At 72.1% G+C, this 15,250-nt stretch carries 15 protein-coding genes; 10 read left to right on the forward strand and 5 right to left on the reverse strand.

What is annotated here, in order from left to right:
* Nucleotides 1-34 precede the first annotated feature (34 nt).
* Nucleotides 35-940, reverse strand: a complete 906-nt coding sequence (locus RUR49_RS25635) for an alpha/beta fold hydrolase (protein ID WP_409149504.1) — start codon at nt 938-940, stop codon at nt 35-37.
* Between the two features lie 192 nt (nt 941-1,132).
* Between RUR49_RS25635 and RUR49_RS25640 the strand changes: the two genes are divergently transcribed.
* Both RUR49_RS25640 and RUR49_RS25645 read left to right on the forward strand, forming a co-directional pair.
* Nucleotides 1,133-1,486 (forward strand): DUF1428 domain-containing protein, encoded by a 354-nt coding sequence (locus RUR49_RS25640; protein ID WP_409149505.1) that lies wholly within the window; start codon nt 1,133-1,135, stop codon nt 1,484-1,486.
* Between the two features lie 110 nt (nt 1,487-1,596).
* Nucleotides 1,597-3,417, forward strand: a complete 1,821-nt coding sequence (locus RUR49_RS25645; protein WP_409149507.1) for a serine hydrolase — start codon at nt 1,597-1,599, stop codon at nt 3,415-3,417.
* A gap of 18 nt (nt 3,418-3,435) precedes the next feature.
* Here the strand turns inward: RUR49_RS25645 and RUR49_RS25650 are convergent, their stop codons facing one another.
* From RUR49_RS25650 to RUR49_RS25665, 4 genes are all read right to left on the reverse strand, one after another.
* The gene (locus RUR49_RS25650) at nt 3,436-3,975 is read right to left on the reverse strand and encodes a hypothetical protein (protein ID WP_409149509.1); all 540 of its coding nucleotides are present in this window, start codon (nt 3,973-3,975) and stop codon (nt 3,436-3,438) included.
* Nucleotides 3,972-4,454: a DUF2937 family protein gene (locus RUR49_RS25655; protein WP_409149511.1), complete on the reverse strand. Its 483-nt coding sequence runs from the start codon at nt 4,452-4,454 to the stop codon at nt 3,972-3,974. Before RUR49_RS25655 ends, RUR49_RS25650 begins: the two co-directional genes overlap by 4 nt.
* 146 nt (nt 4,455-4,600) lie before the next feature.
* A complete protein-coding gene (locus tag RUR49_RS25660) occupies nt 4,601-5,599 on the reverse strand; it encodes a WD40 repeat domain-containing protein (protein ID WP_409149513.1) in 999 nt (332 codons plus the stop codon).
* 17 nt (nt 5,600-5,616) lie between these two features.
* Nucleotides 5,617-6,732: a CobW family GTP-binding protein gene (locus tag RUR49_RS25665; protein WP_409149515.1), complete on the reverse strand. Its 1,116-nt coding sequence runs from the start codon at nt 6,730-6,732 to the stop codon at nt 5,617-5,619.
* 629 nt (nt 6,733-7,361) lie between these two features.
* On the opposite strand from RUR49_RS25665, the gene ybgC reads away from it, so the two are divergent.
* The 8 genes from ybgC to tilS all read left to right on the forward strand — a co-directional run bounded on the left by ybgC (nt 7,362) and on the right by tilS (nt 15,227).
* A complete protein-coding gene (gene ybgC, locus RUR49_RS25670) occupies nt 7,362-7,826 on the forward strand; it encodes a tol-pal system-associated acyl-CoA thioesterase (RefSeq protein ID WP_409149517.1) in 465 nt (154 codons plus the stop codon).
* Between the two features lie 408 nt (nt 7,827-8,234).
* Entirely contained in the window at nt 8,235-8,951 is a 717-nt protein-coding gene (tolQ, locus tag RUR49_RS25675; protein WP_409149518.1) for a protein TolQ, read from the forward strand.
* A 3-nt stretch (nt 8,952-8,954) separates the two neighbouring features.
* Nucleotides 8,955-9,413, forward strand: a complete 459-nt coding sequence (gene tolR, locus RUR49_RS25680; protein WP_409149520.1) for a protein TolR — start codon at nt 8,955-8,957, stop codon at nt 9,411-9,413.
* Nucleotides 9,414-9,417: 4 nt separating this feature from the next.
* Entirely contained in the window at nt 9,418-10,386 is a 969-nt protein-coding gene (locus RUR49_RS25685) for a cell envelope biogenesis protein TolA (RefSeq protein WP_409149522.1), read from the forward strand.
* Nucleotides 10,387-10,490: 104 nt separating this feature from the next.
* Nucleotides 10,491-11,888 (forward strand): Tol-Pal system beta propeller repeat protein TolB, encoded by a 1,398-nt coding sequence (gene tolB, locus RUR49_RS25690; protein WP_409149681.1) that lies wholly within the window; start codon nt 10,491-10,493, stop codon nt 11,886-11,888.
* Nucleotides 11,889-12,014: 126 nt separating this feature from the next.
* The gene (gene pal, locus RUR49_RS25695) at nt 12,015-12,500 is read left to right on the forward strand and encodes a peptidoglycan-associated lipoprotein Pal (RefSeq protein ID WP_409149524.1); all 486 of its coding nucleotides are present in this window, start codon (nt 12,015-12,017) and stop codon (nt 12,498-12,500) included.
* Between the two features lie 218 nt (nt 12,501-12,718).
* Nucleotides 12,719-13,873 (forward strand): tol-pal system protein YbgF, encoded by a 1,155-nt coding sequence (ybgF, locus tag RUR49_RS25700; protein ID WP_409149526.1) that lies wholly within the window; start codon nt 12,719-12,721, stop codon nt 13,871-13,873.
* Nucleotides 13,874-13,895: 22 nt separating this feature from the next.
* Nucleotides 13,896-15,227 carry a tRNA lysidine(34) synthetase TilS gene (gene tilS / locus RUR49_RS25705; protein ID WP_409149528.1) on the forward strand — a complete coding sequence of 444 codons (1,332 nt, stop codon included), beginning with the start codon at nt 13,896-13,898 and terminating at the stop codon, nt 15,225-15,227.
* The last annotated feature ends 23 nt before the right edge of the window (nt 15,228-15,250 follow it).

Consider the following 15,250-nt stretch of genomic DNA (forward strand, 5'->3'; position numbering starts at 1 on the left):
GCGATGATCGCGCGGCCGGCCGCCCGGCCCTGCTTCAATCCGCACCGAACTCGCCGCCGGCGATGTGCGCCTCGACCATCGGCACCAGCCAGGCGCCACGGTCGACGACCTCGGTGTGCGTCGTGCCGGGCAGGATGGCGAGCGACGCGTTCGGCACAAGGCGTGTGAAGGCGTGGATGCTCTCGGGCGTGAAGAAGTCGCGGTCGCCATAGGCGATCAGCGTCGGCGCGGTGATGGCGGACAGCTCGGCGACGGTGAAGCCCGGCCAGGCGACGAGGAACGCCTGCACGCGGGCCAGCACGCCGACGAGGGCCGTGGGGTCGGGCGCGTTGCGCTGGTAGCTCTCCGTCCACTCGGCGAAGTGGCGCTGGGTGGGGAGCAGCGGCACGAGCTCCGGCGAGGGTGCGCGGGTTGGGTCGCGGTTCATCGCGGCGAGTTCGGGCAGGAAGCCCTCGAAGTGGAAAGAGGCGCTGAGCACGGTCAGCGTGCGCACGCGCTCGGGCCGGCGGATGGTGACGAGGGTGGCGGTCATGCCGCCGAGGCTGTGGCCGAGGAGATCGGCGCGCGGCACGCCGAGGTGGTCGAGTACGCCGACGACGTCCGCGGCCATCCGATCCAGCGTGATCGGGCCGTCGCGGTCGGCGGTGTGGCCGTGGCCCTGGGCCTCGATGGCGACGACGCGGCGGGTCCGGGAGAAGCGCTCGATGAGGTCCGGGAATGCGGTGTCGATCGACATCATGCCGCCGTGCAGGAGGACGATCGGCACGCCCGCGTGCTCGGCACCGGCGACCTCGTAGTAGACGCGGTGGCCGTCATCGACGGTGGCGTAGCCACTCCGAACCGCCGGTGCCGCCTCGAGCCCGGCCGAGAAGACGGCGAGCCAGGCGAGACCGGTGAGCGCCGGGGCACCGTGGCGAACGGACAGGTTTGAAGCGCGCATCGAACTCCTCCACAGGCTGCGACGGTCGCCCCGAGGACGCCGCCGACCGGTGCGGGCCGACAACCCGATTTGCGGATTTTCGGGCAGACTTTCGTCCGGGTGCCCCATTGCACGAAAAGTTGAGGCAGCCTGTCGGAACCGGGCCCGCCCATTCGTCCTCGGGGCGCGCGGGGCAACGTGAAGGAGAGAGCCATGCCTTATGTCGACGGGTTCGTGCTGGCCGTGCCGAAGGACAAGATGGAGACCTACAAGGAGGCGGCGACGCTCGCCGGCAAGGTGTGGATGGAACACGGCGCGCTCTCCTATGTGGAGTGCCTGGCCGACGACGTGTCCGTGGGCGAGCACACCTCCTTCCCGCGCGCCGTGATGGCGAAGGACGACGAGGTGGTGGTGTTCGCCTGGGCCACCTATCCCTCGCGCGCCGCCCGCGACGAGACGATGCAGAAGGTGTTCGCCGACCCGCGCATGAAGCCGCAGATGGAAAACCTGCCCTTCGACGGCAAGCGGATGATCTATGGCGGCTTCCAGTCGATCATCGAGTTCTAGGGAGGCGGGCTCCGGCGTGCGGGCGGCGCGGCGTGCCGTTGCCGCCGCACGCACGCTCCGGTAGCCTGCGCGAGGGCGGCTGAAGGGCTGATCGCGACCGGGGGTGTGCGATGGCGACGGCTGTATTCCGGCCACGGGCGGTGGCCTGCGCGAGCGCGTCCGCCCTCCTGCTCAGTGCGGCACTTCTCCTCGCCGGCCCCGTCCCCCGGTCCGCGCTGGCGGCGGAGACGCCAACCGCGAATGCGGCACTCGCCGCCGTCATCGATCCGCTGGCGGGGTGGACGCTCGCCCACGGCCGGGCGGTCGGGCTCGCCGTCACAGTCGTGCTGGGCGAGGACAAGCCGGTCATCCTCACCTACGGCACCGCCAAGCTCGCCACCGGGAGGCGCGCCGCCGTGCCGGTCGGGCCGGACACGATCTTCTCGCTCGGCTCCAACACCAAGGTACTGACGACCAACGTGCTGGCCCAGTGGGTGGCGGAGGACCTGATCTCGCTCGACGACGACCTCGCCGACTTCTCAGCGGCGGTCGGCCCGCTCGGCGGCGCCGTGCAGGGAGCCCTGAAGCAGCAGATCACCATCGGCGAGATGGCGATCTTCACCTCCGGCCTGCTCGACGTGCCGCCGACCTGCCGGAACGACCAGCAGCCGGCGCAGACCGGCTGCATGCCGCCGGCCGGCGCCTTCCGTCCGGGGCTGAAGGCCTATGGCGCGGCGGATTTCCTGACGCTGCTGCGCCAGACCCGTCTCCGCAACTGGCAGGCCGACCCGCCGCCGCCGGTGACGTCGCTGCCGGCCCCCTACAACTACTCCAACACCTCGAACGCCCTGGTCGGGCTCATTCTCGGCACGCCGGCCGGCCAGCCGATCACCGACAAGTCGGTCAACGGCTGGTTCGAGGAGGTGCGGACGCGGGTGCTGAAGCCGCTCGGCATGGCGAGTACCTTCCTCGCCGTGCCGGCGGACGCGCGGCCGCGCGTCGCCAACGGCTACAGCCCCGCCTTCGGGGCAGCGGAGGTGACCGGCGGCGCCATCACCGGCTTCACCCTGCAGAACGCCGGTGCGAGCTATCCGCCGGGCCCGGTGGCGGTGACCATCGAGGGGGGCGGCGGCAGCGGCGCGGTGCTGTCGGCGCAGGCCGGCCCGGACCACACGATCGCGAGCGTCACGGTGACGGCGGGCGGCAGTGGCTACCAGCTCGGACCGCGGCTCTTGCGGGACGGGGTGCCCGTTCCCGACGCGCCGGTGATCGTCGAGAATGGCCGCGTCGTCGCGGTGGTGCTGCGCGATCCGATCGCCGTCGGTGCGACGCCGCCGAGGTTCAGTATCGACGGCGGCCAGACGGACGTCGGGGGCACCCAAGCGCGGGTGGTCGGGCGTGTCTTCGCCGGGGCGGTGCGCGCGATCGCGGTGGTCGAGGGCGGCTCGGGCTACGTCGCCTGGCCGGTGGTGAGGTTTGCGCCCTCGCAACCCCAGCACCAGCGGGTGGCGATCGTCGCGCCGGCGGGATTCCTGAAGTCGTCGATCCGCGACATGAGCCGGTTCACCCAGGCGGCCATGCTCGCCCGCCGCACCGGCGGGGCGAAGGTGCCGAAGCCGATCCGCGACGCCTTCCGCCTCGCCCAGACGCCGTTCGCCTGCGAGGCCGGCCCGCCGGCACTGCAGAACTGCCCGTCCGGCCGCGCCCAGGCCGGCCTCGGCTGGCAGGTGTTCCCCAGGGACGGCGGCAAGCCGCGCGTGCTCGCCAAGGACGGCGGCATCGCCGGCTTCACCACGCAGACGCTGGTCTCGCCCGAGATGGGCCTCGGCGTGATGGTGATGGCCTCGTCGCAGCAGAGTTCGGGCGTGGCCACGGCCACCGCCGAGGCGATCTTCTACGCCCTCTACTTCCGCTGCCTGCGCGGCGACCCGCTCTGCCCGCAGAAGAAGTGAGACGGCGGCCGCGACGGTTCAGGCCGGCCAGCCGGTGCCGGCGCCGTCGATCAGGTCCGACCAGAAGCGGATGCGGCGGACGGGGCCGGTGACGGGCCCGGTGCCGCCGCCGAACTCTTGGACGAAATAGTCCTCGAGATCGCGGCCGTAGTAGATGATGTCGGACTGGTACACGGAGAGCACCGGGTTGCCGGCCTCAAAGGGCTCCGCCGGCAGGTAGCGGTGGCCTAGGATCGGGATCAGCGGCGGCGCTGCCGCCACGAGGGCGGCGACGATCCCGGCGCGCGCTTCAGCACGCGCCGGCCGCTCGCCCCAGTCAGACCGCCACAGCCCATTCTCGACGTCGAAGAGCAGGCCTTCCAGCGGCCAAGACAGCTTGCGGCGGATCGGCTCCTCCGGACCCGTCCAGTCGTAGCCCTGCAGAGGTCGGCGGTCGCGCAGCAAGGCGACGAGGTCGGGCGGGAAGTGAAGGCCAAATCGCGCCTGCGCGTCGTCGAGCTCGGCCGCCGTATAGCCTGCGGCCCAGAGTTCCGGCTTCCCCTGCCCTTCCACGCTCACGGCCTGCGGCGCACCAGACGGCCGAGGCCGAGGAGGAGGAGGAGCGTCGCGAGGAAGCCGCCGCCGGCGGCGACGAAGCCCTCGGAGGTGACCGGCACCGCCGGCTCGTAGTCCTGCCAGGTGGCGTTGACGAGCGGCGGGTCGAAATGGGTGGTCAGCGTGTAGAGCCGGCCGAAGGCGCCCGCGTCGCGGAAGGCCTGCTGCTGGGCCTCGAGGTCGCCGAGACGCTCCATCGTCTCGCTCATCGAGGCGGCGCGGTCCTGGACGAGGCCGCTCGGGTTGCGCGACATCTCGGCGAGCGCGGCCGGCCTGTCGAGGCCGTTGTCGGCGGCGTCCTGGTCGAAGCTCGCGGCGACGCGGCGCAGTTCATCCACCGCGCCGCCGAGGCGCTGACGATACTGCTGGCCGAACTCGGGAAGCTGCGAGGCGCCGACGCCGACCACGGCGGCGATGGCGACGGCGATGGTCCTGCCGATCATCGGCCTCTCCCTGTCGCCGACGGTCGGGCCGGCGTCCGTGCCGTATCCGGCCGCGGCCCGTCAGCCGCCGGGCGGGAACGCCGCGGCGGCCGCGCGGTTCCAACTCGCGCGTCCTCGGCTCGCCCCGCGCTCAGGTCGCCGCGCGATCAGCCCGCGAGGTCGATGACGCCGGCCGCACCGCCCTCGCCGCCGAAGGCGAGGCGGCCGCCGTCGGCGTCCCAGGCGAGCGCCGACAGCGGCGCGCCGTCCGGCTCGCGCAGGCGCACCACCGCGGCGTCCTCGATGCGGGCGACGTCGATGGCGCCGTCGATGTAGCCGATCGCCACCACGTCGTCCTCCGGGTGGCAGGCGACGCGGGTGGCGAAGACGTCGCGGTAGCCGAGCTCGAGCGGCGGCCGGCCCATCGGCCCGTCCTTGTAGTGGAACGGCCAGAGCACCGCGGCATTGGCGCCGGCGGACGCCAGGTAGCGGCCCTTCGGCGACCACGACAGCGAGCGCACCTTGGTGGGGTAGCCGGTCATGCGCATGTGGCGGCCGTCGGCGACGCGCCAGCCGTGCAGCGCATTCTCCTGCATCGCGGTGACGAGGTACTTGCCGTCCGGCGACCAGGTGATGCCGGCATGCATGCCCTTCCATTCGAGCTGCTGCGCCGGCGCCTCGGTGCCGGCCCACCACAGCGTCGCGCCGTCATAGCGGGCGACGGCGAGGCGCAGGCCCTTCGGCGCGAAGGCGACGCCGCCGACCGAGCGCGGGTGGGCGAAGGTCTTCAGCGTGCCGTCGGGGCGGATCACCCAGGCGTTGCGGCCGCCGGCGAAGCCGATGGCGCCGTTCGGGCCGGCCGCCACCTGGTCGATCCAGATGCGGCCGACCGAGGCGCGGTCTTCCGCCGTGCCGTCGGGATGGACGGCGACGAGCCGGCCATCGTCGCCGCCGGCATAGAGCGTGCCGCCATCCTGCGAGAGGGCGGCGGCGAGCAGCGCGGTCGGGTGGGTGCGCACCGTCGTGAGCGTACCGCCCTGATCGAGACGCACGGTGCCGTCGCCGAGCGCGAAGGCCGGGCGGCCGGCGAGGAACTCGGCGGCGATCACATAGGCGCCGAGGGCGTGCTCGGTGACGGCGAGGCGGACGGCGGTGGTGGCGGGCACGGCGGGCTGCCGCTCGCTCAGGCGGCGCAGGCGGTAAAGCCCGCCTCGAGCGCCTTCGGGTCGAGGTCGCGGCCGATGAAGACGAGCCGGCTCTGCCGCGGCTCGCCCGGCTTGAACGGCCGCTGGTGGTCGCCCTCGACGATCATGTGGACGCCCTGCAGCACGTAGCGGTCCGGGTCGTCCTTCAAAGCGAGGATGCCCTTGAGGCGCAGGATGCTCGGCCCCTGCTCCTGGGTGATGCGGCCGATCCAAGCGAAGAAGCGGTCGGGATCGAGGTCGCCGGCGGTCAGCGAGACGGAGGTGATGCCGGCTGCCGCCACGTGGTCGTGGTGGTGGTGGTGGTGATCATGGTGGTGGTGATGATCGTGATCATGGTGGTCGTGGCCGCAATCCGGCCCATGCACGTGGTTCGGATCGTCGTGGTCGTGATGGTGGTGGTCCTCGCCGTGGAGGAACTCCGGGTCGAGGGTGAGGATGCGCTCGAGGTCGAAGGAGCCGCGGTCGAGCACCTTGTCGAGCGCGATGGCGCAGCGCTCGGTGCGGTGGATGGTGGCGAAGGGGTTGATGGCGCGGATGGCGCGCTCGATCTCGGCGAGCTCGGCCGGCGTCACGAGGTCGGTCTTGTTCAAGAGGATCGCGTCGGCAAACGCGATCTGGTCGACGGCCTCGGTCGAGTCGGCGAAGCGCAGCGCAAGGTGCTTGGCGTCGGCCACCGCGACGACGGAATCGAGAGCGGCGGCGGCGCGGACGGTGTCGTCCATGAAGAAGGTCTGGGCGACCGGGGCCGGGTCGGCGAGGCCGGTGGTCTCGACGAGGATGGCGTCGAAGGCGCCCTTGCGCTTCAGCAGGTTCTCGACGGTGCGGATGAGGTCGCCGCGGACGGTGCAGCAGATGCAGCCGTTGTTCATCTCGAACACCTCCTCGTCGGTATCGACGAGGAGGTCGGCGTCGATGCCGACCTCGCCGAACTCGTTGACGATGACGGCGTAGCGCTTGCCGTGGTCCTCGGTGAGGATGCGGTTCAAGAGCGTCGTCTTGCCGGAGCCGAGGAAGCCCGTCAGCACGGTGACGGGAATGCGGGCGGGGGCCGCGGCGGGGCTGGCTGCGGTGGCCGTTGCCGGATTGGCTGCCATGTCCGGAGTGCTCCTGTTGCCGGCCCGCGGGGGCGGCCGGGGAGGATTAAGGGTCGGCGGCAGAGATAGTGGTTTGTGGGGCGGGGGGGAAGATGGGGGGTGGCCGAGGCGAATGCGGGCCAACGTTGGAAGCGCTTTCGGTCCAGTGAGATTTGAAGCGAACGGCTGTCGCGACCCCTCCCCCCTTCGCGGGGGAGGTCGGCGGCGCAGCCGCCGGGAGAGGGGGCCGCGCGGGAGCGCGGCGAAAGAGCTTCGAGGCCGGGCACCCCGCCTGGTCGTGGGCGCCGTGCCCGCGGCCCCCCCTCCCTGCCCTCCCCCGCGAGGGGGGAGGGTTCGCGCTGTGCTCGGGTAGAGACCAACGACTCGGCAATGACCGAACACCATGCTCCCCGCGCCGTTGGCTTACTCCGCCCCATCCAACCGTCATCGCCCGGCTTGACCGGGCGATCCATTCTTGCGCGGACGACCGCCGACGTTGCCGGGTGGATGGATGGCCCGGTCAAGCCGGGCCATGACGAGGTGAAAGGAGGCCGGCGGAGAACCTCCCGCGTCACCACCTAGCCCGTGGTGGGAGGCCGCCGCTCCGATCTCACTTGCCGCCGTGCCGCACCGGCAGTACCCCGATAGTCATGACCCGCCCCCCCTCCCCGCCCCCGTCCGCCCCCTGGCCCGACCTCGCAGGCCGGCTTGTCGACGGGGGGCACGTGCTGCCGGTGCGCGTCTACTACGAGGACACCGACTTCTCGGGTGTCGTCTACCACGCGAGCTACCTGCGCTTCTTCGAGCGCGGGCGGACGGATTTCCTGCGGCTCCTCGGCATCGGCCACGCGGCGATGGCGGCCGGTGCCTTCGGGGCGGCGCGGGCGTTCGCGGTGCGCTCGATGACGCTCGACTTCCGCCGGCCCGCGACGATCGACGACGTGCTCGAGGTGGCGACGCGCGGGGCCGAACTCTCCGGCGCCCGCATCGTCCTCGACCAGTCGATCGCGCGGGCGGGCGAGGTGCTGGTGACGGCGAGCGTGACGGTGGTCGTCATCGACGGCGACGGCCGGCCGTGCCGGCTGCCGGCGGCGATCCGCGAGCGGCTCGGCTGACCGCCTCAAACAAGCGGTCCGCCGAGCGCAGTCGCGACCGCCTGCGGCACTCGCGACAATGCGGGTTTCGCCACCGCCCTCCCCACCGCCGTTAACCCGCCGTCAACCACGTTCCGCGCACGAATGGGGCGGGTGGCGCGCGGCCGGGCGTGGCCGTCCGCGGTGGCGGTGCGAACCTAGTTTCGACACGATTGCCGACAATGGAGGCGCACGGCGGCGGGCTCGGGCTCCCGGCGACGGCCGGGTTCAGCGTTTGCCGTCGCCGACCGCCCGCCGCCGTCAAGTCGAGATCGGCACGGACGATGCACGGCGCCCCAGCGGCGACCGCGGCAGCACCGGTGCGAAGCCCCGATGGCTTCCCCCGCGGCACGGCGGGCGGCCCCCGCGAAGGACGAGGATGGACGGACGATGAACCCCGCTGACGTGACGACAGAGGTGCTGGCGGTGGCGCCCCACGCCGACATCTCGCTGATCGCGCTGTTCCTGCAGGCCCACCTCGTCGTCAAGCTGGTGATGATCGGGCTGGTCATCGCCTCGATCTGGTGCTGGGCGATCATCGTCGACAAGTTCATCCTCGTCGCCCGCACCCGCAAGACGATGGACCGCTTCGAGGAAGTGTTCTGGTCGGGGCAGTCGCTCGAGGAGCTCTACCGCAGCCTCGCCGGACGCCCCGCCAATGCGCTTGCGGCGCTGTTCGTCGCGGCGATGCGCGAGTGGAAGCGCAGCCACGAGGGCGACCGGCCGGCGATCGCCTCGCTGTCCCAGCGCATCGACCGCGTCATGGACGTGACGATCGCCCGCGAGACGGAGCGGCTGGAAAAGCGCCTGCTGGTGCTCGCAACCGTCGGCTCGGCAGCGCCCTTCATCGGCCTGTTCGGCACCGTCTGGGGCATCATGACGAGCTTCCAGTCGATCGCCGCCTCCAACAACACGAGCCTCGCCGTGGTGGCGCCGGGCATCGCCGAGGCGCTGTTCGCGACCGCGCTCGGCCTGCTCGCGGCGATCCCGGCGGTCATCGCCTACAACAAGTTCAACGCCGAGGTGTCGCACCTCGGCAGCCGCATGGAGAGCTTCGCCGACGAGTTCTCGGCGATCCTGTCGCGCCAGATCGACGAGAGGGCCTGAGCGATGGGCGCTTCGGTCGGCCCCGTCGGGGGTGGTGGCGGCGGCAGCGGCCGGCGGCATCGCCGGCGCCGCTCGGCGCCGATCAGCGAGATCAACGTGACGCCGTTCGTCGACGTCATGCTGGTGCTGCTCATCGTCTTCATGATCTCGGCGCCGCTGCTCACTGTCGGCGTGCCCATCGATTTGCCCGAAACCCGTGCGAAGGCTCTGCAGACTGAGACCGAACCGCTGACGGTGTCGGTCGGCAGCGACGGCAAGATCTACCTGCAGGACACGGAGATCACCGTCGAGGAACTGGTGCCGCGGCTGCAGGCGATCGCCACCGCGGGCTACGAGGAGCGCATCTTCGTGCGCGGTGACCGGGATGCCGAATACGGCTCGATGATGCAGGTGATGGGACGGCTGAACCAGGCCGGCTTCCGCCGCATCGGTCTCGTCACCCTGGAGGAACAGGGCAGCTGAGCTGATGCGCGTCGGACCGATCGTCTCGATCCTCGGCCACGTCGCGATCGTCGCCTGGGCCGTCGTTGGGCTGCCGGGGGCGAAGCCGTACCCGGCCGAGCCGGTGGACGCGATGCCCGTCGAGCTCGTCGAGATCGGCGAGTTGACGGCGTTGCGCCTCGGCTCGAAGACCGCCCCGGACGCCGAGGTCGACCGCGCCTCGACGGTGGAGACCGACACGCCCGACGCGCCGCCGGTGGAAGACGCCGGCAATTCGCAGACCTCGCAGGATGCCCCGCCGGTGCCCGATCCGGGCAACGTCGCGGCGACGCCCGACGCCGGCGCGCCGCCCCCTCCCGAGCCGGAGCCGGAAGTTACCGAACCAGAGCCGCCGGCCCAGGAGGCGGAGCCCACTCCGCCGGAGCCCGCCCCGACGCCCGCGGAACAGCCGGCCGAGGCCACCCCGCCGCCGCCCGAGCCCTCGGCCGCGCCGGCGCAGGCGACCCGCACGCCGAAGACCAAGCCGACGCCGCCGAAGCGCCAGACCGCCACGGCGAACGCGGAGAGCAAGTTCAACTCCGACAAGATCTCCGCCCTGCTCGACAAGCAGCAGCCGTCCGGTGGCGGCACGCAGACGCCCGCCGGCCAGACGGCGCTCGGCTCGTCGAGGGGCACGACGGTTTCGAAGATGTCACAGACGGAACTCGCGGCGCTGCAGGCGGCGATCTATCCCTGCTTCAATCCGCCTGTCGGCGCCGAGGGAGCGGACCAGTTGGTCGTCCGCCTCCAATTCAAGTTGACACCGGAAGGCGTCGTTGACGGCTTTCCCGAAGTGCAGAACTCCGATTCCAACCCCTATTTCCGCCCTATGGCGGAGGCGGCGCGACGCGCGGTGCTGCGGTGCGGCCCCTACGATTTCATGCCGGCCGACAAGTATGACACCTGGAAGGACGTGATCATCAACTTTTCCGTCAGCGAGATGTTCCGCGGATGACCCGCACCGCCACATTCTCTACGCTTTCCGCCGCCATTGCCGGCGCGCTTACCGGCGCCGCCCGCTCCGCCCTTTTCCTGCGCCCCCTGACGCGGTTCCTGCCCATGTTCTTCGCGACCACCGTTTCGATCCCCGCCGAACTCGCCCGGCGCAGCCCGTTGTCGGAGCGGGTCGCCGCAGGCCTTGTGGTGCTGCGCAGGCGGGCGCTCGGCGTCGCCACGGCTGTGGCGGCCGGCCTCGCCCTCGCCGGCGTCGCCGTGACCCCTGCCGCGGCCCTGATCGAGATCGACATCAACCAGGGCGTCGTCGAGCCGATGCCGATCGCGCTGCCGGACTTCGGCGGCGACCCGGCGATGGGCCGGCAGATCGTCGAGGTGATCGCCAACGACCTGCGCTCGTCCGGGCTGTTTTCGCCGCTCGACCAGGCCGCCTTCATCGACCGCGCCGTCGACGCCTCCTCGACGCCGAACTTCGCCAACTGGCGGGCGATCAACGCCCAGGCCCTCGTGACCGGCACGATCACGCCGGAGGGCGGCAACCTGCGCGCCGACTTCCGCTTGTGGGACGTCTTCGCCGGCGAGCAGATGATCGGCCAGAGCCTGACCACCTCGGCCGAGAACTGGCGCCGCCTCGCCCACAAGATCGCCGATGTCGTCTACGAGCGCCTGACCGGCGAGAAGGGCTACTTCGACACCCGCATCGTCTTCGTCTCGGAGAGCGGGACCAAGGACAAGCGCATCAAGCGGCTGGCCATCATGGACCAGGACGGCGCCAACATGCGCGCGCTGACCAACGGCGACAGCCTGGTGCTGACGCCGCGCTTCTCGCCGTCGAGCCAGCGCATCACCTACATGAGCTATGGCGGCGGCACACCGCAGGTCTACCTGCTCGACATCGGCACCGGCCAGCGCGTCAAGCTCGGCGACTTCCCCAACATGTCGTTCTCGCCGCGCTTCTCGCCCGACGGCTCGAAGGTGGTGATGAGCCTGCAGGAAGACGGCAACGCCAACATCTTCGCCATGGACATCGCCACGAAGCAGATGTCGCGGCTGACCAATTCCGCCTCGATCGACACCGGCCCATCCTATTCGCCCGACGGCTCGCAGATCGTCTTCGAATCCGACCGTGGCGGCACGCAGCAGCTCTATGTGATGAGCGCCGGCGGCGGCGGGGCGACGCGCATCTCGTTCGGGCCGGGGCGCTATTCGACGCCGGTTTGGTCGCCGCGCGGCGACCTCATCGCCTTCACGCGCCAGAGCCAGGGCAAGTTCTCGATCGGCGTGATGAAGCCCGACGGCACCGGCGAGCGCATCCTGACGGAAGGCTTCCACAACGAGGGGCCGACCTGGGCACCGAACGGGCGCGTGCTGATGTTCTTCCGCGAGAGCGGCGGCGGCGGCGGTCCGTCGCTGTTCACCGTCGACCTCACCGGCCGCAACGAGCGGCGCATCGAGACCTCCGGCTTCGCCTCCGATCCGGCCTGGTCGCCGCCGCTGCCCTGACGTTTCACGGCGTCACGAACGGCGGTTAAACTGCCGTTCACCATGTCGGACAACCGCCATTTAACCATCGGACTCTATCGTCCGCCCCAGTGCCCCGGGGCCCCCGGCGCAGAGGAGAATTCCCACATGCAGCTGTTTTCGGGTCAGGGTCGGGTGGCCCGTCTCGCCCTCGTCTTCGCGCTGGTGTTCGCCGCCGCGGCCTGCGCCAAGAAGGACGTCGTGCCGGCGGCCGGCACCGTTGCGCCGGGCACGCCGCAGGACTTCGTCGTCAACGTCGGCGACCGCGTCTACTTCACCGAGGACTCCTCGGAGATCAACGCCCAGGCCGCCGCCATCCTCGATCGCCAGGCGCAGTGGCTGACCCAGTACAACCGCTACACCGCCACCGTCGAGGGCCACGCCGACGAGCGCGGCACCCGCGAGTACAACCTCGCGCTCGGTGCCCGCCGCGCCAACTCCACCCGCGCCTACCTCGTCAGCCGCGGCATCAACCCGGCACGCCTGCGGGTCATCTCCTACGGCAAGGAGCGGCCGGTCGCGGTCTGCGACAACGAATCCTGCTGGACCCAGAACCGCCGCGCCGTGACGGTGCTGAACGCCGCCGGCAGCTGAGCGGCCGGGCTCTGACCGCCGGTCCGCCGCGCCGAAGTCGCGGGGCGGCCGCGGGCGAGCCCTCAAATGGCCGCAGAAGCGGGTGAGAAACGAGGGGCCGCGAGCGCATTGCGCCGCGGCCCTTCTTCGTTTTGCGTCGCGGTCTTGACGGCGGCCGTGGCGCATGGAAACCGTCGGCGCTCCGGGGCGGGGCGCCGGCTGAGGTCGAGAGGCGGTCGATGACGATGCGGATGCTGGGTGCGGAGCGGCGTTACGCGGGAGCGGGATTTGGCGCGGCGGTCGCCGCATCCGTCCTGATGGTGGTGGCGACGCCGGCGACGGCGCAGCAGAGCTGGGATACCGCCCAGATCATCCGCGATACGCCGACCAACACCCGCCAGGCCGGCGAGGCGGCGCTGCGCATCGAGCGCATCGAGGGCCAGATGCGCGCCCTCAACGGCCAGGTCGAGGAACTGACCTTCCAGATCCGCCAGCTCACCGACCAGATCCGACGCATGCAGGAGGACAACGAGTTCCGCTTCCAGGAGCTCGAGGCCGGTCGCGGCAAGAAGCGCACCGACGCCCCTGCCGCGGCGCCCGCCACCGGCGGCACCGACACCGCGACGCTGACGATCCCGCCGGCCGACGCCGCGCCAGGTGCCGGCTCGTTCGATGGCGGCACGCTGGATGGCGCGGCCGTCGGCGGCAGCGCCCTCGACGTCGGCTCCGGGTTCGCCATGGAGCCGTTGTCTCCGTCCGACGCGCTGCCGGGTGTCGCCGCCGGCTCCTCCGCCGTCACTGCGGCGCCGCCGCAGTCGCTCGGCCAGTTGCCGCTCGACGGCGCCGGCGGCTTCGACTTCAGCAGCGGCCCGCTCGACCTGACGGCCATGTCCGGTGGTGGCGCACCGGTGGCCGGGACGCCCTCTGCGGCGCTGCCGCCGCTCGACACGGCGAGCGACGCCACCTATCCGCCCGCCGCGGGCACGCAGGTGGCGGCGCTGCCGACGGCGCTCGACCCGCGCGACGCCTACGATGCCGCGTACAATCACGTCATGCGCGGCGAGTACGACGCGGCCGAGGCCGGCTTCCGCCGCTTCCTCGACGCCCATCCGTCCGACCGGCTGGCGCCGGATGCGCAGTTCTGGCTGGGCGAGAGCCTCTACGCCCGCGCCGACTACCGCGCCGCTGCCCAGGCCTTCCTGAAGGGCTACACCGAGTATCCCGACAGCCGGAAGGGGCCGGACAGCCTGTTCAAGCTCGGCCAGTCGCTCGCCGGCATCGGCGAGAAGGACGCGGCGTGCGCGTCTTATGCCGAGCTCCTGCAGCGCTACCCGCAGGCCTCGTCCTCGCTGCGCGACCGCGTCTCCGCCGAGCAGCAGACGGCGCGCTGCTGACCCGCGGAGGACCGGCGGCCCGGTGACCGAGCGCGAAGCTCCCTTCTCGGCCGCTTCACCGGTCCCCTCGCCGGCTCCGATTCGTGACGACGCCTTGCCGGCGCTGTTCGCGCCCCTGCACGGCCGCCGCGGCGTCGTGCTGGCTGTCTCCGGCGGTTCGGATTCCGTCGCCCTCCTCCACCTCTTCGCCCGCTGGCGTGACGCATCGCCCGTCACCGTGCCGCCCGCCATCGTCGCCACCGTCGACCACGGTCTGCGCCGCGAGGCGGCAGCCGAGGCCGAGGCGGTGGCAGAGCTGGCGCGCGCGCACGCCCTCCCCCACGCCACCCTCGTCTGGGAGGGCGACAAGCCGGCGTCCGACGTCCAGGCGGCGGCGCGGACGGCGCGCTACCGGCTCCTCGCCGGCTTCGCCCGGGACAACGGCCTCGATGCGGTCGTCACCGCCCACATCCGTGACGACCAGGCCGAGACGCTGCTGATGCGGCTGTCGCACGGCAGCGGCCTCGCCGGCCTCGCGGCGATTCGCCCCGAACGGCCGCTCGGCGACGGCGTCGTGCTGCTGCGGCCGCTTCTCGCCGTCGGGCGCGACATGCTGCGCGACGCGCTGACCGCCGCCGGGATCGCTTGGACAGACGACCCCAGCAACGTCGACACCCGCTTCGCCCGGCCGCGCCTGCGCGCGCTCGCCGGACCGCTGGCGGAGGCGGGACTGACGCCGTTGGCGCTCGCCACCAGCGCCCGCCGGCTGGCGCGGGCCGATGCGGCGATCGAGATGGCGGTCGACGCGCTTGAGACCACAGCCGTCGCGCGCCATCCCGGCGGCGTCACGGCGATCGACCTGGCGGCCATCGCGACGGCGCCGGAGGAGGTGGTGCTACGTCTCATCGCCCGTGCCGTCGGCGAGATCGGCGGCGAGCCCTACGGGCCGCGTCTCGAGCGGCTCGAGCGGCTGCACGCCGAGCTTCAGTCACCTCCGACGGGGGATGGCGGGCGTTTCCGCCGGACGCTCGGCGGCGCCGTGGTGGAGCGGCGGGGCGAGCGGCTGTGGGTTCATCGCGAGGCCGGCCGCCGCGGCCTGCCGTCGCTGCGGCTCGTGCCGGGCGGCACGCTCGCCTGGGACGGCCGCTTCCACGCCACGCTGTCGGCGTCGGCACCCTCGGCCGTCACCATCGCGGCGCTGGGAGCGGGGGCGAAAGGCGCCGTCGGACGGGCCGCGGCACGGTGGCCGGCGGCGGCGCTGGCGACGGTTCCGGCCGCGTTCGCCGACGGCGCGGTGGTCGCCGTGCCGGCCTTCGGGGTGTTCGCCGACGACGCCTGGCGGTCGGCCGTGCGCATCGATCCGGCCGGCCGTTAGGCATGCGTCACCCTTTCCTTCGC

The organism is Pseudoxanthobacter sp. M-2, assembly GCF_046156265.1.
Lineage (GTDB): Bacteria > Pseudomonadota > Alphaproteobacteria > Rhizobiales > Segnochrobactraceae > CAMDHY01.

Bases quoted from the DNA above. Each gene is read 5' to 3' on its own strand.
- RUR49_RS25640 (WP_409149505.1), top strand. From the start codon at position 1,133: ATGCCTTATGTCGACGGGTTCGTGCTGGCCGTGCCGAAGGACAAGATG.
- ybgC (WP_409149517.1), top strand. From the start codon at position 7,362: ATGACCCGCCCCCCCTCCCCGCCCCCGTCCGCCCCCTGGCCCGACCTC.
- ybgF (WP_409149526.1), top strand. From the start codon at position 12,719: ATGACGATGCGGATGCTGGGTGCGGAGCGGCGTTACGCGGGAGCGGGA.
- tolQ (WP_409149518.1), top strand. From the start codon at position 8,235: ATGAACCCCGCTGACGTGACGACAGAGGTGCTGGCGGTGGCGCCCCAC.
- RUR49_RS25685 (WP_409149522.1), top strand. From the start codon at position 9,418: ATGCGCGTCGGACCGATCGTCTCGATCCTCGGCCACGTCGCGATCGTC.
- tolR (WP_409149520.1), top strand. From the start codon at position 8,955: ATGGGCGCTTCGGTCGGCCCCGTCGGGGGTGGTGGCGGCGGCAGCGGC.
- RUR49_RS25635 (WP_409149504.1), bottom strand. From the start codon at position 940: ATGCGCGCTTCAAACCTGTCCGTTCGCCACGGTGCCCCGGCGCTCACC.
- RUR49_RS25655 (WP_409149511.1), bottom strand. From the start codon at position 4,454: ATGATCGGCAGGACCATCGCCGTCGCCATCGCCGCCGTGGTCGGCGTC.
- pal (WP_409149524.1), top strand. From the start codon at position 12,015: ATGCAGCTGTTTTCGGGTCAGGGTCGGGTGGCCCGTCTCGCCCTCGTC.
- RUR49_RS25665 (WP_409149515.1), bottom strand. From the start codon at position 6,732: ATGGCAGCCAATCCGGCAACGGCCACCGCAGCCAGCCCCGCCGCGGCC.
- tolB (WP_409149681.1), top strand. From the start codon at position 10,491: ATGTTCTTCGCGACCACCGTTTCGATCCCCGCCGAACTCGCCCGGCGC.
- RUR49_RS25645 (WP_409149507.1), top strand. From the start codon at position 1,597: ATGGCGACGGCTGTATTCCGGCCACGGGCGGTGGCCTGCGCGAGCGCG.